This window comes from Streptomyces thermocarboxydovorans, from assembly GCF_039524635.1.
GTDB classification, from domain to species: domain Bacteria; phylum Actinomycetota; class Actinomycetes; order Streptomycetales; family Streptomycetaceae; genus Streptomyces; species Streptomyces thermocarboxydovorans.
In genome coordinates this window covers 31337-46345 of sequence record NZ_BAAAGU010000009.1, presented here as the reverse complement: position 1 = coordinate 46345, position 15009 = coordinate 31337, and the positions used below count along the sequence as shown (strand labels likewise).

17 protein-coding genes are annotated in these 15009 nt (G+C 70.0%); all 17 read left to right on the top strand.

All coding sequences use genetic code 11. The features are described from left to right. The first annotated feature begins 1 nt into the window (after nt 1). The 17 genes from ABD198_RS05930 to ABD198_RS05850 all read left to right on the top strand — a co-directional run bounded on the left by ABD198_RS05930 (nt 2) and on the right by ABD198_RS05850 (nt 15002). Entirely contained in the window at nt 2-820 is an 819-nt protein-coding gene (locus ABD198_RS05930; RefSeq protein ID WP_343998305.1) for an HK97 family phage prohead protease, read from the top strand. Between the two features lie 8 nt (nt 821-828). Beyond that, nucleotides 829-2121, top strand: a complete 1293-nt coding sequence (locus ABD198_RS05925) for a phage major capsid protein (RefSeq protein ID WP_343998304.1) — start codon at nt 829-831, stop codon at nt 2119-2121. 13 nt (nt 2122-2134) lie between these two features. Beyond that, nucleotides 2135-2347, top strand: a complete 213-nt coding sequence (locus ABD198_RS05920; protein ID WP_343998303.1) for a hypothetical protein — start codon at nt 2135-2137, stop codon at nt 2345-2347. A 116-nt stretch (nt 2348-2463) separates the two neighbouring features. Then, complete coding sequence (locus ABD198_RS05915) at nt 2464-2727, top strand: hypothetical protein (RefSeq protein ID WP_343998302.1); 264 nt, start codon at nt 2464-2466, stop codon at nt 2725-2727. Then, the gene (locus ABD198_RS05910; protein WP_343998301.1) at nt 2714-3265 is read left to right on the top strand and encodes a mobile element protein; all 552 of its coding nucleotides are present in this window, start codon (nt 2714-2716) and stop codon (nt 3263-3265) included. The genes ABD198_RS05915 and ABD198_RS05910 overlap by 14 nt, the downstream gene beginning before the upstream one ends. Further along, complete coding sequence (locus tag ABD198_RS05905; RefSeq protein WP_343998300.1) at nt 3262-3615, top strand: hypothetical protein; 354 nt, start codon at nt 3262-3264, stop codon at nt 3613-3615. The genes ABD198_RS05910 and ABD198_RS05905 overlap by 4 nt, the downstream gene beginning before the upstream one ends. Next, entirely contained in the window at nt 3615-3980 is a 366-nt protein-coding gene (locus tag ABD198_RS05900) for a hypothetical protein (RefSeq protein WP_343998299.1), read from the top strand. Before ABD198_RS05905 ends, ABD198_RS05900 begins: the two co-directional genes overlap by 1 nt. 3 nt (nt 3981-3983) lie before the next feature. Further along, nucleotides 3984-4220: a hypothetical protein gene (locus ABD198_RS05895; protein WP_343998298.1), complete on the top strand. Its 237-nt coding sequence runs from the start codon at nt 3984-3986 to the stop codon at nt 4218-4220. Next, nucleotides 4217-4618 carry a hypothetical protein gene (locus ABD198_RS05890; protein WP_343998297.1) on the top strand — a complete coding sequence of 134 codons (402 nt, stop codon included), beginning with the start codon at nt 4217-4219 and terminating at the stop codon, nt 4616-4618. The genes ABD198_RS05895 and ABD198_RS05890 overlap by 4 nt, the downstream gene beginning before the upstream one ends. 86 nt (nt 4619-4704) lie before the next feature. After that, nucleotides 4705-5268: a phage tail tube protein gene (locus ABD198_RS05885; RefSeq protein WP_343998296.1), complete on the top strand. Its 564-nt coding sequence runs from the start codon at nt 4705-4707 to the stop codon at nt 5266-5268. 77 nt (nt 5269-5345) lie between these two features. After that, on the top strand, nt 5346-5675 hold the full coding sequence (locus tag ABD198_RS05880) for a hypothetical protein (RefSeq protein WP_343998295.1): 330 nt from the start codon (nt 5346-5348) through the stop codon (nt 5673-5675). Beyond that, nucleotides 5618-6091: a hypothetical protein gene (locus ABD198_RS05875; protein WP_343998294.1), complete on the top strand. Its 474-nt coding sequence runs from the start codon at nt 5618-5620 to the stop codon at nt 6089-6091. Before ABD198_RS05880 ends, ABD198_RS05875 begins: the two co-directional genes overlap by 58 nt. Nucleotides 6092-6103: 12 nt before the next feature. Continuing rightward, on the top strand, nt 6104-10792 hold the full coding sequence (locus ABD198_RS05870; protein ID WP_343998293.1) for a transglycosylase SLT domain-containing protein: 4689 nt from the start codon (nt 6104-6106) through the stop codon (nt 10790-10792). Between the two features lie 12 nt (nt 10793-10804). Continuing rightward, entirely contained in the window at nt 10805-13030 is a 2226-nt protein-coding gene (locus ABD198_RS05865) for a hypothetical protein (protein WP_343998292.1), read from the top strand. A 4-nt stretch (nt 13031-13034) separates the two neighbouring features. After that, nucleotides 13035-14126 (top strand): DUF5047 domain-containing protein, encoded by a 1092-nt coding sequence (locus tag ABD198_RS05860; protein ID WP_343998291.1) that lies wholly within the window; start codon nt 13035-13037, stop codon nt 14124-14126. Beyond that, on the top strand, nt 14123-14392 hold the full coding sequence (locus ABD198_RS05855; protein WP_343998290.1) for a hypothetical protein: 270 nt from the start codon (nt 14123-14125) through the stop codon (nt 14390-14392). The genes ABD198_RS05860 and ABD198_RS05855 overlap by 4 nt, the downstream gene beginning before the upstream one ends. A 19-nt stretch (nt 14393-14411) precedes the next feature. Continuing rightward, entirely contained in the window at nt 14412-15002 is a 591-nt protein-coding gene (locus ABD198_RS05850) for a hypothetical protein (RefSeq protein ID WP_343998289.1), read from the top strand. Nucleotides 15003-15009: the final 7 nt, after the last annotated feature.

The window sequence follows — 15009 nt, the reverse complement described above, 5'->3', positions numbered from 1 at the left end:
CATGCGGATCAAGAGCTGCCCGGTGCGGATCAAGGCCGCGGGCACCCACGAGGGCACCGACGAGGGCGTGTTCGAAGCCATCGTTGCTGCCTACAACGTCGACAGCGTCGGCGACAAGATCGTCCCCGGTGCGTTCGAGGCGACCCTGGCCGAGTGGAAGGGCCGCGGCGACCCCATCCCGGTGCTGTGGTCGCACATGTCCCACGACCCCGAGTACCACATCGGTGAGGTGCTCGAGGCGGAGGAGCGGCCCGAGGGGCTGTGGGTGAAGGCCCGCATCGACACCGAGCCCGGCACGAAGGCCGCCCAGGTGTACAAGCTCCTCAAGGGCCGCCGTGTCACCCAGTTCTCGTTCGCCTACGACGTCGAAGAGGGCTCGTGGGTGGACGAGAAGGACGGCGACGGCTACTACGAGCTGCGCAAGCTGAAGCTGTACGAGGTGGGCCCGACCCTGATCGGAGCCAACCAGGCCACCGAGCTGATCGATGTGAAGAGCCGGCAGGCCGCAGAGACGTTCCCGGACCTGGCCAAGGTTCAGGAGGCCCTGGAGGGCCTGAAGGCCGGCAGGACGCTGTCGGCGAAGAACGAGCAGCGGGTGCGTGACATCGCGCGCCTGGCTACCGAGCTGCTGGACTCGCTTCCTTCCAGCGCCGACGAATCGCAGGACGCTGAGAAGGCCACGCCTGCCCCGCCCGCTGACGCCTCGCCCCAGGAAGCCCCTGAGGCCAAGGCGCAGCCCGCCGGGCCGAGCCCCGCCTCGCTCCGTCTGCACACCGACCTCGCCGCCCTGGCGGCCGAGGCTGACACGCTCACGGATTGAGGAGAGACGTGGACAAGATCCAGGAGCTGAAGGACCAGCTCAAGCACCACCTGGCGCAGGCGCAGGCCATCGCGGTGAAGGCCGAGGAAGAGGCCCGCGACTTCACCGACGCCGAGCGCAGCCAGGTCACCGATCACATGAACCAGGCGAAGGCCGCCAAGGAGGGCCTGGAGAAGGCCAAGGCGACCGCCACGATGAAGCAGGCCCTCGCCGACCTGGGCGAGGGCGTAGAGCTGGAGGAGAAGTCGGCCGGCGAGCGCCGCACTCCTTCCGGGCTGATCGTGCCGGACGGGAAGGCCTCGCTGGGTGAGTCGTTCGTCAAGTCGGCCGAGTACCAGGGCCTGCTGGCGACCGCCCCGAACGGCGTGTTCGGCAAGGACCACCGCGTGCAGTCGCGGCCGGTCGGCTACAAGACGCTCGTGACGGGCTCCTCCGACACCTCCGGCGGCGCGTTCGTCACCAACGACATGCGCGGCCTGCAGGTCGGCGCGACCGCGTTCCAGCGTCCTCTGCGGCTGCGGGACGTGGTGACCACTCTGACGACCACGTCGGACACCATCGAGTACGTGCGGCAGACGTCGCAGACGAACAACGCTGCTGCGGTCCCGGAGTCCACGACCACCGCGGACCCGGAGAACATGACCACCGCGAACGGCGTGAAGCCGGAGAGCGCGCTGGCCTGGGCGAAGGTCACCACCCCGGTGCGGACGATCGCCCACTGGATCCCGATCACCAAGCGGGCCCTGTCCGACGCCTCCCAGGTGCGCAGCCTGATCGACGCCTTCCTCCGGTACGGCCTGGAGGAGGAGCTCGAAGATCAGATGATCTCCGGTGACGGCACCGGGGAGAACCTGGAGGGCCTGTCGAACGTCTCGGGCGTGCAGTCGCAGTCCTTCGACACCGACCTGCTCACCACCACCCGCAAGGCCCGCACCAAGGTGCGGCTGAACGGGCGCGCGGTGCCGAACGCGTACCTGCTGAACCCGGCCGACCTGGAGACCATCGATCTCCTGCAGGACAACGAGGGCCGCTACTACTTCGGCGGCCCGCAGGGCCTGGGTACGGCGGCGTCGCTGTGGGGTCTGCCGGTCATCGAGACCGAGGCCGTCCCCGCGGGCACCGGCTACGTCGGCGACTTCTCCAAGGCGGTGCTGTGGGACCGCGAGCAGGCATCGATCACCGTGTCCGACAGCCACGCCAACTTCTTCATCCGCAACATGGTCGCGATCCTCGCCGAGATGCGGGCCGCCTTCGGTGTCATCCAGCCGAACGCGTTCGTCGAGATCGACCTGACCGCCTGATCGGAGGCCCGACATGGCGTACCTGAACCCGGGAGCGGGAGCAGCCCGCGAGGGCAAGCAGACGGCGGCCGTGCCCAACGCGGCTGCCGCCACGGCGGAGCCGGCTGAGGGGTCGACTCCGACGAAGGCGGAGTACGACGCTCTTCTCGACGACGTCAACGCACTGCGCACCAAGCTCAACGCGCTGCTGACAGCGATGCGAGCGTCGGGACAGCTGGCCTCGTAGTGCTGGTCAACTCACGGACAGTCCGGGGCCGATGCCCCATGTGCGGCGCCGATCACGCCGTATGCGGTGCGGCCCCGGACTCCACTCCCGTCGATGAACGAATGGAGGTGGCCGCCGTGGGCGGACCGCTGAAGAAGTACGAGGTGACCATGCCCTCCGGGGCCGTGACCACCATGAAGCTCAACGAGGACGACGCCCGCAGGCTCGGCGTCCTCAAGGAGCCGGAGCCCGAGAAGAGCGCCCCGGAAGCGTCGGCCGAGACGACGGAGCCCCAGACCGACACCGAGCCGCAGAAGGCACCGGCGAAGGCCAGGACCCCCCGGAACAAGAGCCGTGCCGCGGCCAACAAGGACGGCGGTACGAACGGTGGCGACGACTGACTACCTCGCCGGCCCGGGAGACCTGGCGGCGTGGCTGGGCGTACCTGACACCGACCCGAAGCTTCTCCAGGCCCTGGCCGCGGCCTCCAGCCGCTTCCGGGGCGCCGTCCGCCACCCGGTTTCGTTCGTGGCCGACGACACGACCGTGCTGGACGGCAACGGCATGGAGGCGCTTCCGCTGCCCGCCGCCCCGGTCACGGCTGTGACGTCTGTCGAACTGGACGGCGAGGCGCTGACCTACCGCACCGACTACGAGTGGTCCGCGGACGGTTTCCTGCGCAGGGTCGGCGGCTGCTGGCCCTGCCGGCTGCGCTGCATCGAGATCGTGTGGAGCCACGGCTACGAGCCGGTGCCGGAGGACATCAGCGAGGTCGTCCTGGACCAGGCGCGCGCCCAGTACACGGTGCGGCCCGGCCTGACCTCGATGACGGTGGGCGGCCAGTCCGTCGCGTTCGGCGCGCAGGCGTCGATCGGGGTCACCGCCCAGTGGACGACGGTCGTGGAACGCTACCGGCTCAACCAGGGGGATGCCCCGTGAGCCTGATGTTCCACCAGTCGTTCGTGCGGGTGCGCGCCCCGCTCGTCACCGACCGCTACAACAACGCAAAGCGTGACTGGGCCAACGCGGCACGGACCACGGTGACCGGCGTGAACATCCAGCCGGCCGGTGTCCCGGTCCGGTCCGAAGAGGACACTGCGGACCGGCAGACCACCACCACGACGTGGAACCTGCAGACCGCCGAGGGCGTCGACCTGGATTTGCTGGAAACCGACCGCATCGAGTTCGACGGCATGACGCTCGAGGTCGACGGCAAGGTGGGCCGCTGGCCCGACCCGTTCGGTCCCGGCGTCCACCACGTCGAAGCCCGGCTGAAGGAGGTCGACTGATGGCCCGCACCCGTGTCACGTTCGACCGCAGCGTCTTCCGGCAGATCGCCTCCAGCCAGCAGATGGCCGCCTACATGCTGTCGCTGGCCAACCGGGGCAAGGCCATCGCTGAAGCGCTGGCCCCGACCTACAGCGGCCCGACGTGGGGCAACGAGATCCGCTCCCAGGACTACAAGCGGTCTCTGGAGGCGACGGTCGTCCGCAACAGCTTCGGCTGGCGCGGCGAGATCGCCGCGAACGTCGCCTATGCGGTGCAGGTCGAGTTCGGCACCGGCCGCCCGTACACCTCGCAGGAGCGCCCCCAGGAGGGCCATTCACCGAAGTGGCGGGTCCTGGGCCGCACGCTGGAAGCGATGAGGAGCTGACACATGCCCCGGATCAAGCTGTCGAGCTGGTACGGCGACCACAAGCCGGGCGACGAGATCGATGTGGACGAGGTGCTGCTGAAGGCGCTCCGCAAGGACGGGGTGGTCGCCGCGGTCGTCCAGGCCCCGGTCGAAGAGCCGGCGCCCGCACCAGCGCCGCAGCAGCCCCCGGCGCATTCCGCCCCGGTCGCCGAGCGCCCGGCGCCCGCCGTTGCCGAGACGGGCCGCAAGCGGCGATGACCCTGCCTGTCGTACCGATGCCGGACGTCGAGCAGGTTGCCCTCGAACTCCTGGCGGAGGCGCTCGACGACGAGGTGACGGTCGGCAGTGAATGGCCGGAGAACCTGGCGCAGCACCTTCCGGTGGTGGCCGTCAGCCTCGGACCCAGCGGGGGAACCGGCATCAAGACCGTCACCGCGACCCGCGGCCTGGACATCGACGTCCTGGCCGCCAGCAAGGGCGAGGCCCGAGACCTTGCCGCTCTCGTGTCGGCGCATCTGATCGCCGCGCAGGGCACGGTCCGGCCCGGAGCCCGCATCTACGGGGTGGAGGAGACCAGCCTGATCTGGCTGCCCGACCCGGTCACCAACATCCCCCGCTACGTGCTCGTGATGAGCATGGTGGTCCGCCCCGCGTAGCTGTACCCAACCCGCATCCCGTTTCTGCCCATTTCACCCGGCGGCGTCTGGCCGTGCGGGTCCTCGCTATGCCTGGAGGCAACCCGATGGCGAACGACGCCGACAACGTGCGTGTGGGCCTTGGCGGCTCCATCTACATCGCCCCCAAGGGCACGACCGCCCCGACCGACCTGGACACCGCCTGGCCTGCCGGGTGGGTGGATCTGGGCTACCTGTCCGACGACGGCGTCGAGATGAGCTACTCGACGGAGACCGAGGACATCAACGCCTGGCAGTCCCTCTCCCCGGTCCGCAAGGTGCTGACCGGTGTCGACATGACGCTCGGGTTCACCGCGATCGAGCTGAAGACATCGACGGTGACCCTGTACTTCCCGTCGTCGTCGATGACCGAGGTGACCACCGGCGTGAACAAGCTGGCGATCCCCGCGGCACCGACGCCGGACGAGCGCGCCATCGGCCTGGAGTGGGCCGACGGCGACATCAAGAACCGGCTGATCATCGCCCGCGGCGAGGTCACCAACCGCGACTCGATCACCCTGGCCCGCTCGGGTGCGGTGGCGCTGCCGATGACGGTGTCGGCCTACGCCGACACCGCACCGGAGATCGCCGTGTGGCTGTCCAACGACCCGGCGTGGGCGCCCGAGTCCTGACCGAATCTCCCGGCAGGCGTGCCATGCGGGTCGCGCCTGCCGGGCCCCAACCCGCTACCACCCGCAAGGAGAGCAGCATGACCAGCAAGACCACCGGCACCGAAGTCGTCGACCTCAACGCGCTCGCCAAGGCACGCCGCGACGCCCTGCCGAAGCCCACCACCTTCAACCTGTTCGACGTCGAATTCACCCTGCCGCCGATCAAGGCGCTCCCGTTCGAGCTGCAGGAACGCGTCGGCGACCTCGACAACACCGTCGAGATCCTCAAGGAGCTCCTGGGCCGCGACAAGGTGCAGGAGATGTACAAGGCCGGGTTCACGTTCGGTGACCTGGAACTGATCGCGCTGGAGTGGCAGAAGCGCTCCGGCGTGGAGCCGGGGGAATCGCCGGCCTCCGCCGCTTCCTAGAGGAATACGCGGAGGCTGTCGAGTGGGACATCGCCCACTACTGGCCCGGCCGGTCGCTGCTGGAGCTGTACCGCGGACAGATGTCGTGGCGTGAGCTGCGCGTCTTCCTCAAGCACCTGCCCACCGACTCCGCGACCGCGCGGGCGGTGCGCAAGTCCACGCCCGAAGAGGACGCGTGGACGCTGGTGCCGCAGCTGCTGGCGAGCGTCGTGGACGCCGTCCGCGAGAACTCTTTCCTGCAGCTGAAGCTGCACGGCGACCCGAAGAAGACGGGCCGGCTCAAACCACCGGACCCGATCCCGCGGCCGGGTGTGGAGCCCGCGAAGAAGAGCAACGTCATCCGCTTCGGTGGCCGTCACGGCTCCGGGGCCAAGCAGCTGGCGGCCGTGTTCGGGAGGCCCGCCGCGAACCAGTGATGGGGGTGCGCGGTGGCTGCTGGCGGTGTGCTCGTCGGCCGGGGCTATGTCTCCATCCGGCCGGAGTTCGAGGGGGACTGGTCCCGCTCCGTGACCTCCCGCGCATCCAGCGCGGGCAAGGCCGGGGCGGGCGCTTTCTCTAAGGCGTTCGGTGCGGGCATGCGCGGCATCGGCGCCCTGGCCGGTGTGGCGATCGGCGCCAACCTGGCTTCCGCTGCCGCGGGCGCGGCGGCGCTCGCCCCTGCTCTGGCCACCGCGGGCGCGGCCGCGGGCGCACTGAAGATCGGCCTGTCCGGTGTCGGCGAGGCGCTGAAGGCCGCGTTCGACACGAAGGCGATGAAGTCCGACGCCCAGGCGGCGGCCAACGCCACCCGCGCGGTGGAGTCGGCGCAGCGCGGCCTGGCCAACGCCCAGCGCAACCTGGCGGACGCGCGGGTGCAGGCCGCCGAGCGGATCCGGGACGCCCAGAAGGCCGTCGCGGACGCCGAGGAGAACCTGGCGCGGGTCGTGGATGACTCGGCGCGCAGGCAGCGGGACGCCCAGCGGGCTGTGCGGGATGCCGAGCGGGACCTGCGGGACGCCCAGCGGGATGCCCGTGAGGCGCAGGCCTCGCTGACGGACGCCCGCCAGGAGGCGACGCGTGCCCTGCAGGACATGAACCAGCGGCTCGCCGAGGGGCGCCTCGACGAGCGTGAGGCCGTCCTGCGCCTGAAGCAGGCCGAGCGTGAACTGCGCGCCGCGCAGGTGACGCCGGGTACGACGTTCGAGCAGCTGGAGCGTCTGCGGATCGCGCACGAGCGGGCCAAGCTCAACCTGAAGGAGCAGCGCGAGGAGACCAAGCGGCTCGAGACCGACACGGCGAAGGCCAACAAAGCCGGCGTGGAGGGCTCGCAGCAGATGCTGCGCGCCCGCGAGCGCATCAAGTCGGCGAACGAGACGGTCGCCGACCGTGAGCGGGCACTGGCCCGCGCGCAGGAGGAGGCCCGCCGTACCGGTGTGGAGACCGCCCGGGATGTCGCCGACGCGCAGGAGGCCCTGGCCGAGGCGCAGGCCGATGTCGCCAAGGCCCGCCGTGACGGCGCCCGGCAGGTCGAGGACGCCGAGCGGGCTGTGGCGGAGGCCGCTGCCGCGGTGGCGGACGCGCAGGCTGCCGCCGCGGCGCAGACCAGCCAGTTCGGCGAGGCGATGGCCGAACTCGCCCCCAACGCACAGAGCTTTGTGCGCGCGGTGCAGGGGCTGGCGCCGGCGTGGGACAACCTCAAGCTGAGCGTGCAGAACGAGCTATTCCGGGGCCTGGACGACACGGTCACCACGCTGGGCCGGGCCACGATCCCGGTGCTGCAGCGGCAGCTGACCGCCACCGCCGGCGTGTGGAACGCCATGGCCAAGAGTGCCGCGAACGCGGTCACCGAGATGGCGCGGAGCGGGCAGCTCGAGCAGATCCTCGCCGGGGCCACGGAGAACTTCCGCGCATTCGAGCAGGTGCCGGGCCGTCTGGTCACGGCGTTCGGGCAGCTGGCGGTGGCCGCCCAGCCTGCCTTCAACGCCCTTTCGAAGCAGATGGCCGGCGCCATCACCAGTTTCACGGACGGCATCGCCAAGGGCTTCGAATCGGGTGGCCTGCAGCAGTCCATCAACAGCGCGTTCGAGGTGATCTCCCAGTTCGGGACGCTGCTGGCGAACGTTCTCGGCACGGTCAACCAGGTCATGAAGGCCGCCTCCGATGCGGGGGCGTCCATCCTCGGATCGCTCGCCGCCGTGTTCGGCGAGCTGCGCCGTGTGCTGGCGACCGACGAGATGCAGGCCACGATGCGGGCCCTGTTCGCGTCGATCGCGCAGATCGTCAACTCGCTCGTCCCCATCATCGGGGCGGTCGTGCAGGCTGCTGTTCCGCTGCTGGCGGCGATCGCACAGCCGATCGCTCAGCTCGCCACCGCGGTCGGTCCGCTGCTGTCGCAGCTGGCGACCGTCATCGGGCAGGCGCTGCTGCCGATCGTCGACGCGCTCGCCCCCGCCCTCGTGCTGGTCGGCGAAACCCTGGTGCAGATGGTCGCCGCGGTGATGCCGCTGCTGCAGCCCATCGCCGCCCTGATCGCCCAGGTGATCTCGGCGCTGGCCCCTGCCCTGCAGCCGATCGTCGCGGTGGCGACGCAGCTGGTGAACCTGCTGGTCGGCCCGCTCACCCTGGTCATCCAGGCGCTGACGCCTGCCCTGGTGCAGATCGCCGGGCTGGTCGCCGGCGTGTTCCAGGCGCTGCAGCCGATGCTGCAGCCGCTGATGGGATTGCTCGCGCAGGTCGCGCAGATGCTGGCCGAGGTGTTCGCTCAGGCCCTCGCCCAGCTGATGCCGGTGCTGCTTCCCCTCGTCGACGCCGGCCTCATGCTGGTCGAGACGGTGTTCGAGGCGATGCAGCCGCTGCTGCCGGTCATCGGGCAGGCGCTGGAGATGCTCGGCGCCGCGCTGCTGCAGATGCTGCCGTCGCTGACCGGGTTCGCGGATGCTGCCGTGCAGCTCGTCAAGGGGCTGGCGCCGCTCATCCCGGTCGGGGTGCAGCTGGTGCAGGAGGTCCTCGAGGCGCTGATGCCGATCCTGCCGACGGTCGCGGACGCGTTCGTGCAGATCGCCACGGCGGTCCTCGGCATCATGGGCCCGCTCGGCGAGCTGATCGCCTCTGTGGCGGCGCAGCTCGCACCGGTGCTCGCCGATATCGCCCCCATCTTGGGGGACTTCGTTGGCCTGCTCGCGGACAGCCTGGCGCAGATCCTGCCGCCGCTCGCCGAGGCGCTGGTGCAGCTGGTGAAGGCGTTCGCGCCGATGATGCCGCTGTTCGCGCAGCTGATCGGCATGGTGCTGAAGATTGCGGCCGGCGTGCTGATCCAGCTCCTGCCGTCGATCATGCAGTTGGTGCAGGCCGGTGTGCAGCTGGCGATCGCGCTGCTGCCGCTGGTGCCGCCGCTCACTCAGCTGATCATCCTCGGTGTGAGGCTGGCGGTCGTGATCCTGTCGCGGCTGCTGCCTCCGCTGCTGCAGTTCGCCGGGTTCCTGATCGGCAAGCTGGCAGGCGCGATCTCCACCACGATCGGCTGGGTCACGAAGATCATTTCGGTGATAGCCCGCCTGGTGGGGTGGGTGACCACCAAGCTCAGTGCCGCCTTCACCGGACTGAAGGACCGCACGCTGATCATCTGGCGGCAGATCCAGTTCTACATCTACGGGGCGTGGCTGTACATCCTGCGCAAGACCCTCTATCCCATCCGGGACTTCTTCACCAAGACCGTCCCCGGATGGGGCCGCTACCTGCGGGACCGGATCGTCGGCGCCTTCGTGTCCATGGGCCGAGGATTCCTCGACCGGTGGAACTGGATCAAGCGGAACGTCCTCAACCCGATCAAGAACTTCTTCACGGTCACCGTCCCGGGATGGGGCCGGTCCCTGCGCGACCGGATGGTCAACGCGTTCGCTCAGGCTGCCACCCGTATCCGCGACGCCTTCGCCAAGATCCGCGGCTACGCGAAGAAGCCCGTCCAGTACGTCGTCGACATCGTCTACAACAACGGCATCCGCAAGGTGTGGAACCTCGTCACCGACGCCTTCGGTGGCAAGCACCTCAAGCCGATGAAGTTCGCCACCGGCGGTGTCATGCCCGGCTACACGCCGGGCCGCGACGTGCACCTCGTGCCGTCCGTCGCCGGCCCCGTCGCCCTCTCCGGCGGCGAGGCCATCATGCGGCCCGAGTGGACCCGCGCGGTCGGCGCCGAGTACGTGCACGCCATGAACGCCGCTGCCCGCCGCGGCGGCGTGCAGGGCGTCCGCAGCGTGCTCGGGTTCGCCGACGGCGGCATCTTCTCCGGCATCGGCGACCTGGTCAGCAAGGGCTGGGACAAGGTCAAGGCCGGGGCCAAGTGGCTGAAGGACACTTTCGGCGGCGCCATCAAGGCCGGAGTGAAGTCGGTCATCAACCCGCTGATCAGCAAGATTCCCGGCGGCAACACCGGCTTCGTCGGCCTGATGAAGGACCTCGCCCGGGGCGCCGTGAAGCGGCTCCTGGCCGGCGGCAAGGAGGGCGACAAGCGGGCCACCCCGACCGTCAAGTACTCGCCGTCCGCGGGCGTCGAGCAGTGGCGGCCCGTGGTGCTGCGTGCATTGCGGGAGGTCGGGCAGTCTGCGGGCCACGCCAACCGGACGCTGCGGCGCATGCAGCAGGAGTCCGGCGGCAACCCGAAGGCCGTCAACAAGTGGGACATCAACTGGCAGCTCGGCCACCCGTCGGTGGGTCTGATGCAGGTCATCGGGCCGACGTTCCGGTCCTACGCCGGGAAGTACCGGCGCAAGGGCCCGTTCATGTACGGGGTGTCCATCGACCCGCTCGCCAACATCTACTCGTCGATGCGGTACGCGCTGTCGCGGTACGGCAGCCTGCCGCGGGCGTATGACCGGGCGGGCGGCTACGACGCGGGTGGCTGGCTGCCCCCGGGTGTCACCAAGGCTGTCAACCTGACCGGCAAGCCCGAGGCGGTCCTGACGAACGCCCAGTGGCGCACCATGCAGGCCGCCGCCACGAGCGGGGGCGGACTGCAGCCGGGCGACCGTCTGCTCCTCGTCGTCGACGGCCACGAGTTCCACGCCTATGTGGACACCCGCGCCGACGGCCGCGTCCAGGCCGCGCAGGGCGAGCTGATCCAGGTACTCAACGCGGGCTGAGAGGAGGTCTCCGTGCCGATCCCCGGGAATCTGCTCTCCGCGACGACGGAGATGGTCGACCCGAACATCTCGGGCTGGGCGGCCAAGCTCAACTGCACTCTATCGAAGGGGACGGGTGGCCGGAACGGGGACGGCTGCCTGGTCGTCAAGTCGGTGGCTGCGGGGGAGATGCAGGCCCGCACCGTCTCCTCCTACCCCGTCACCGCCGGCACCCTGTACTACGCGTTCGCGGACGCGTCGGGGGTGGCGTCGGAGCGGATCGGTATCCGCTGGCTGACCGGGGCGGGCACCGAGGTGTCCATTTCCTGGTCGGTGTCGACGACGGGCTCGTCGACGGCGTGGCATCGGGTGTCGGTGGCGGCGGTCGCCCCGGCGGGGGCGGCGCAGGCACAGGTGCTGCTGGGCAGCACCGAGGCCGCCCCGGCCGCGAACCATTTCTGGGAGAACGTCTACCTCGGCCTGCCGATCCGCACGCTGGGCAATCTGCTGCCGTTCAACACGGAGTCCACCGAGTTGGACACCTCGGGCTGGGCGGCGGCCGCCAACGCCACCGTCTCCCGCCAGGTGCCGGTGTTCTCGTGGTCGGCCACCAACTGGACCGCGGGCGGGCACACCCTGTGCATGACGGCGGCCGCCGCCGGTAACGCCAGCATTCAGGCGGTGGACCGGCCCGCGGTCACCCCCGGCCAGGAGTATCTGGCCTACGCCTACGTGCAGCCCCCCACCGTCGCCTCCACCGCCTGGATCGAACTCCGCTTCTTCGACAGCGTCGGCAACCAGGTGCAGGCGACCAGGGCGGTCCTGGCGCCGCCGACGCCCGCGACCGGCATCTACCGGCAGCGCGTGTCGGCGACCGCACCGGCGGGCGCCGCCACGTGCACGCTCGCGGCCGGCCTGGACGGCGCGAGCGCGGGACAGGTGCTGCGGCTGGAGACCGTCGTCATCACCGCGGCGCCTGTCATCCAGTCCGGCAGCGTCGTCCCCTACGCCGACGCCAGCTTTGAGCAGGGCATCGCAGCCTGGTCGACCGTCTCCGGTGTGGCGACGCTCGCCCGCACCAGCCCGTGGGGCGACTCCGGATTCGACGGCAACTACGCGCTGGCCATCAGCTCGGCGACGGCTACCGAGTCCACGATCCAGTCCGGCAAGTATCCGGTGACGGAGGGCCTGAACTGGAGGGCGCAGGCGCTCGCCCACCCGGATGAGGGCACCTGGTCGACGGCGACGATCCGTGTCCGCTGGTACGACGCCGAGGACGCCGACCTGGGCGCCAGCACCGGCACGGCGTTTCTGCTGCCGGGCTCGTCCTGGTACATCCTGCAGTCCGACCAGATCGCTCCGGCGGGGGCGACGCAGGCAGCGATCGAGATCGTGGCCACCGCGTCGACCACCAACGCGGTACTGCATATCGACCGGGTCGCCCTGTGGGAGGTGCTGCCGCTCACGTCGGTGGTCGCGGACTCCGAGCGTGGCTACATCACGCTCACCCTCCGCGAACTCACCATCGACAACACGATCACGATCTACCGGGTGGGGCCAGACGGATCCCGCACGCTGGTGCGCGGCGAGTCCGGGCTGATCGACCGGCAGACCATCACCTCCGACCTCCTCATCATCGAGGACCACGAGGCGCCGATGGGCGTGCCCGTGTCGTACCGCATCGAGGAGTACGACTCCAACGGCAACCGCTCCACGCGCACCTCGGACACCGTCACCCTCACCCTCGCCGACCTCAACGAAGCCTGGCTGAAGGACCCCGGCAACCCGCAACGCAACCTCAAGGTGCTGGTGCAGAAGGCGCCGAACTGGCAGCGGCCTGTCGAACAGTCCGCGTTCGTGGTGCGCGGACGGCGCAACAAGGTCGTCCTCTCCGGCAGGCGCCAGGGCCTGGAGGGGGAGCTGGAGATATGGACCCGCTCCGACGAGGAACGCGCAGCCCTGCACCTGCTGCTCGACTCCGGCAACACCCTGCTGTGGCAAGCCGCGCCGGGCATGGGCGTCGACGACATGTACGTGTCGGTCGGGCAGGTCACCGAATCCCGTATCACCCAGCTCGCCCAAGAGGTGTGGCGGGCCTGGCAGCTGCCGCTGGTGGAGCAGGACATGCCCGTCACCACCGGCATCAACGGCAGCGGGGGCCGCACCTGGCAGGACGTACTGACCGAGTTCGCCGCGGCCGGCGACCTGCTGGACGTGTACGACACCGCCGAGGATCTGCTGCTCGACCGCCGGGGGTGACGCCGTGTACCCGGTATCCGACCGCTTCCTGGCCCGGCTCGCCGAGTCCCACACCCCCGTCACGCAGGTGCAGCTGTACTTGACGACGGGGGAGGTCGTCGACCTCGAGCACACGGGCGGCAGCGTGACGGTGGACCGCTCGCAGGCGATCCGCCGCACCTGCTCCATCACCGTGCCCGACCCCACGGTCATCCCGCGCACCCCGGCCGACCAGCTCGCCACCTACGGCGCCACCCTGCGCGTGGCTCGCGGTGTCGAGTACGGCGACGGCAGCCAGGAGCTTGTGCCGCTGGGGGTGTTCCGGCTGGACTCGGTCGACGGCGACGTCACCGAAGGCCCGGTCACCTTGCAGGGCAAGGACCTGTCGGCGCGGGTGGCGGACGACAAGTTCACCGCCCGCTACCAGGCGTCCGGCACCGTCGTGTCGGCGATCACCGGGCTGATCCGGCGGACCATCATCGGCGCCGACATCCAGGCCCTCATCGACGACGAACCCATCGGATCACGCTGGTTCGATGTCGAGGCGGACCCGTGGGAGGGCTGCCGGGAGATCGCCGCCGCCGCTGGCGCCGAGGTGTACTGCAACGCCGACGGCATCTTCGTCATCTCCACGCTGCCGGAGCTGACCGAGACGGATCCGGTGTGGGCGGTGGAGGCCACCGAGGGCGGCGTGTACATCTCCGGCAGCCGCGCCATGAGCAGCGACGGCGTCTACAACGGCGTCCTCGCCCGCGGAGAAAACACGAGCGACGGCATCCCGCCTGTGCAGTACCTGGCCGTCGACGACGACCCCAACTCGCCGACGTACTGGTCGGGCCCGTATGGGCGCCGGCCCATGTTCTACAGCTCGTCCACGCTGACCACGACGAACGCCTGCCAGAAGGCCGCCCGGCTGAAGCTCGCCGAGGCGAAGGCACCGAACAGCAGCGGCGACATCAGCTCGCTGCCGAACCCGGCGCTGGAGCCGGGGGACGTCATCCGCGTCACGCACGAGGACGGCACCCGCGAACTCCACCAGATCGCCTCGTTCTCCGTGCCGCTCGACATCGGCGGCGACTTCCCGCTCGCCACCATCTCGGCGAAGGAGGACTCGTGAGATCGAACCTCTCCGTCAACCGCGAGTTGAAGGCGGCGCTCAAACGGTCGGCGCAGCGGGCGGGGGAGCAGACGCCGGCCGTGCGCGGCTCCGACTGGCGGCTTGCCACCGTCACCGCCGTCCCCGGCGACGGCCTCATCGAAGTCGACGGCGACATGGAAGTCCGCCACCTCGCCACCTACGCCGCCCCCGCGGTCGACGACGTGATCGTCATCTCCCAGTCCTCCAGCGGCAACTGGATCGCCCTCGGCCCCCTCGCCGACTGAGCACACGAAAGGAGAGGGCATGCCGACCCAGGACCCCTACGGGCAGGGCATCAACCTCATCTCCCTCACCGACGCCCCCGACATGGCCAAGGCGATCAGCGACCTGGCCGCCGGCGTCATCCCCCGCGGTGTGATGCGGTTCGCGTCCGCGTCCGCCCGCGGCGCGGCGATCCCCACACCCGAGGAGGGCATGGTTACTTACCTCCTCGACTCCAACCGGATCGAGATGTACAACGGCTCCGCCTGGGTGACGCCGGAGCCGAGCCTGGTGACCGGCACCACCGGCCTGTCCGCTGCGGCCGGCTGGTCCGTCAACTACTTCAACGGCGTCCGCCAGGGCCGGGTCACCAGCATCGACTTCTACATGACCCGCACCGGCGCCAACCTCACCCCCACCAACGGCAACATCAACGACGTGGTCGCGGCCACGGTCCCGACGAGCTGGCGGCCCACCCACGCCATCGTCAACGCCTGCTGGGACTCGGGCTTCGCACACGGCGGATTCATCCTCGACACCAACGGCGTCGTCACCATCCGCACCGCGAGCTACGTCATCGAAACCGGGCACAACCTGCGCTTCCAGTGCACTTTCCTCCGCACCGTCTTCTGACCGACCC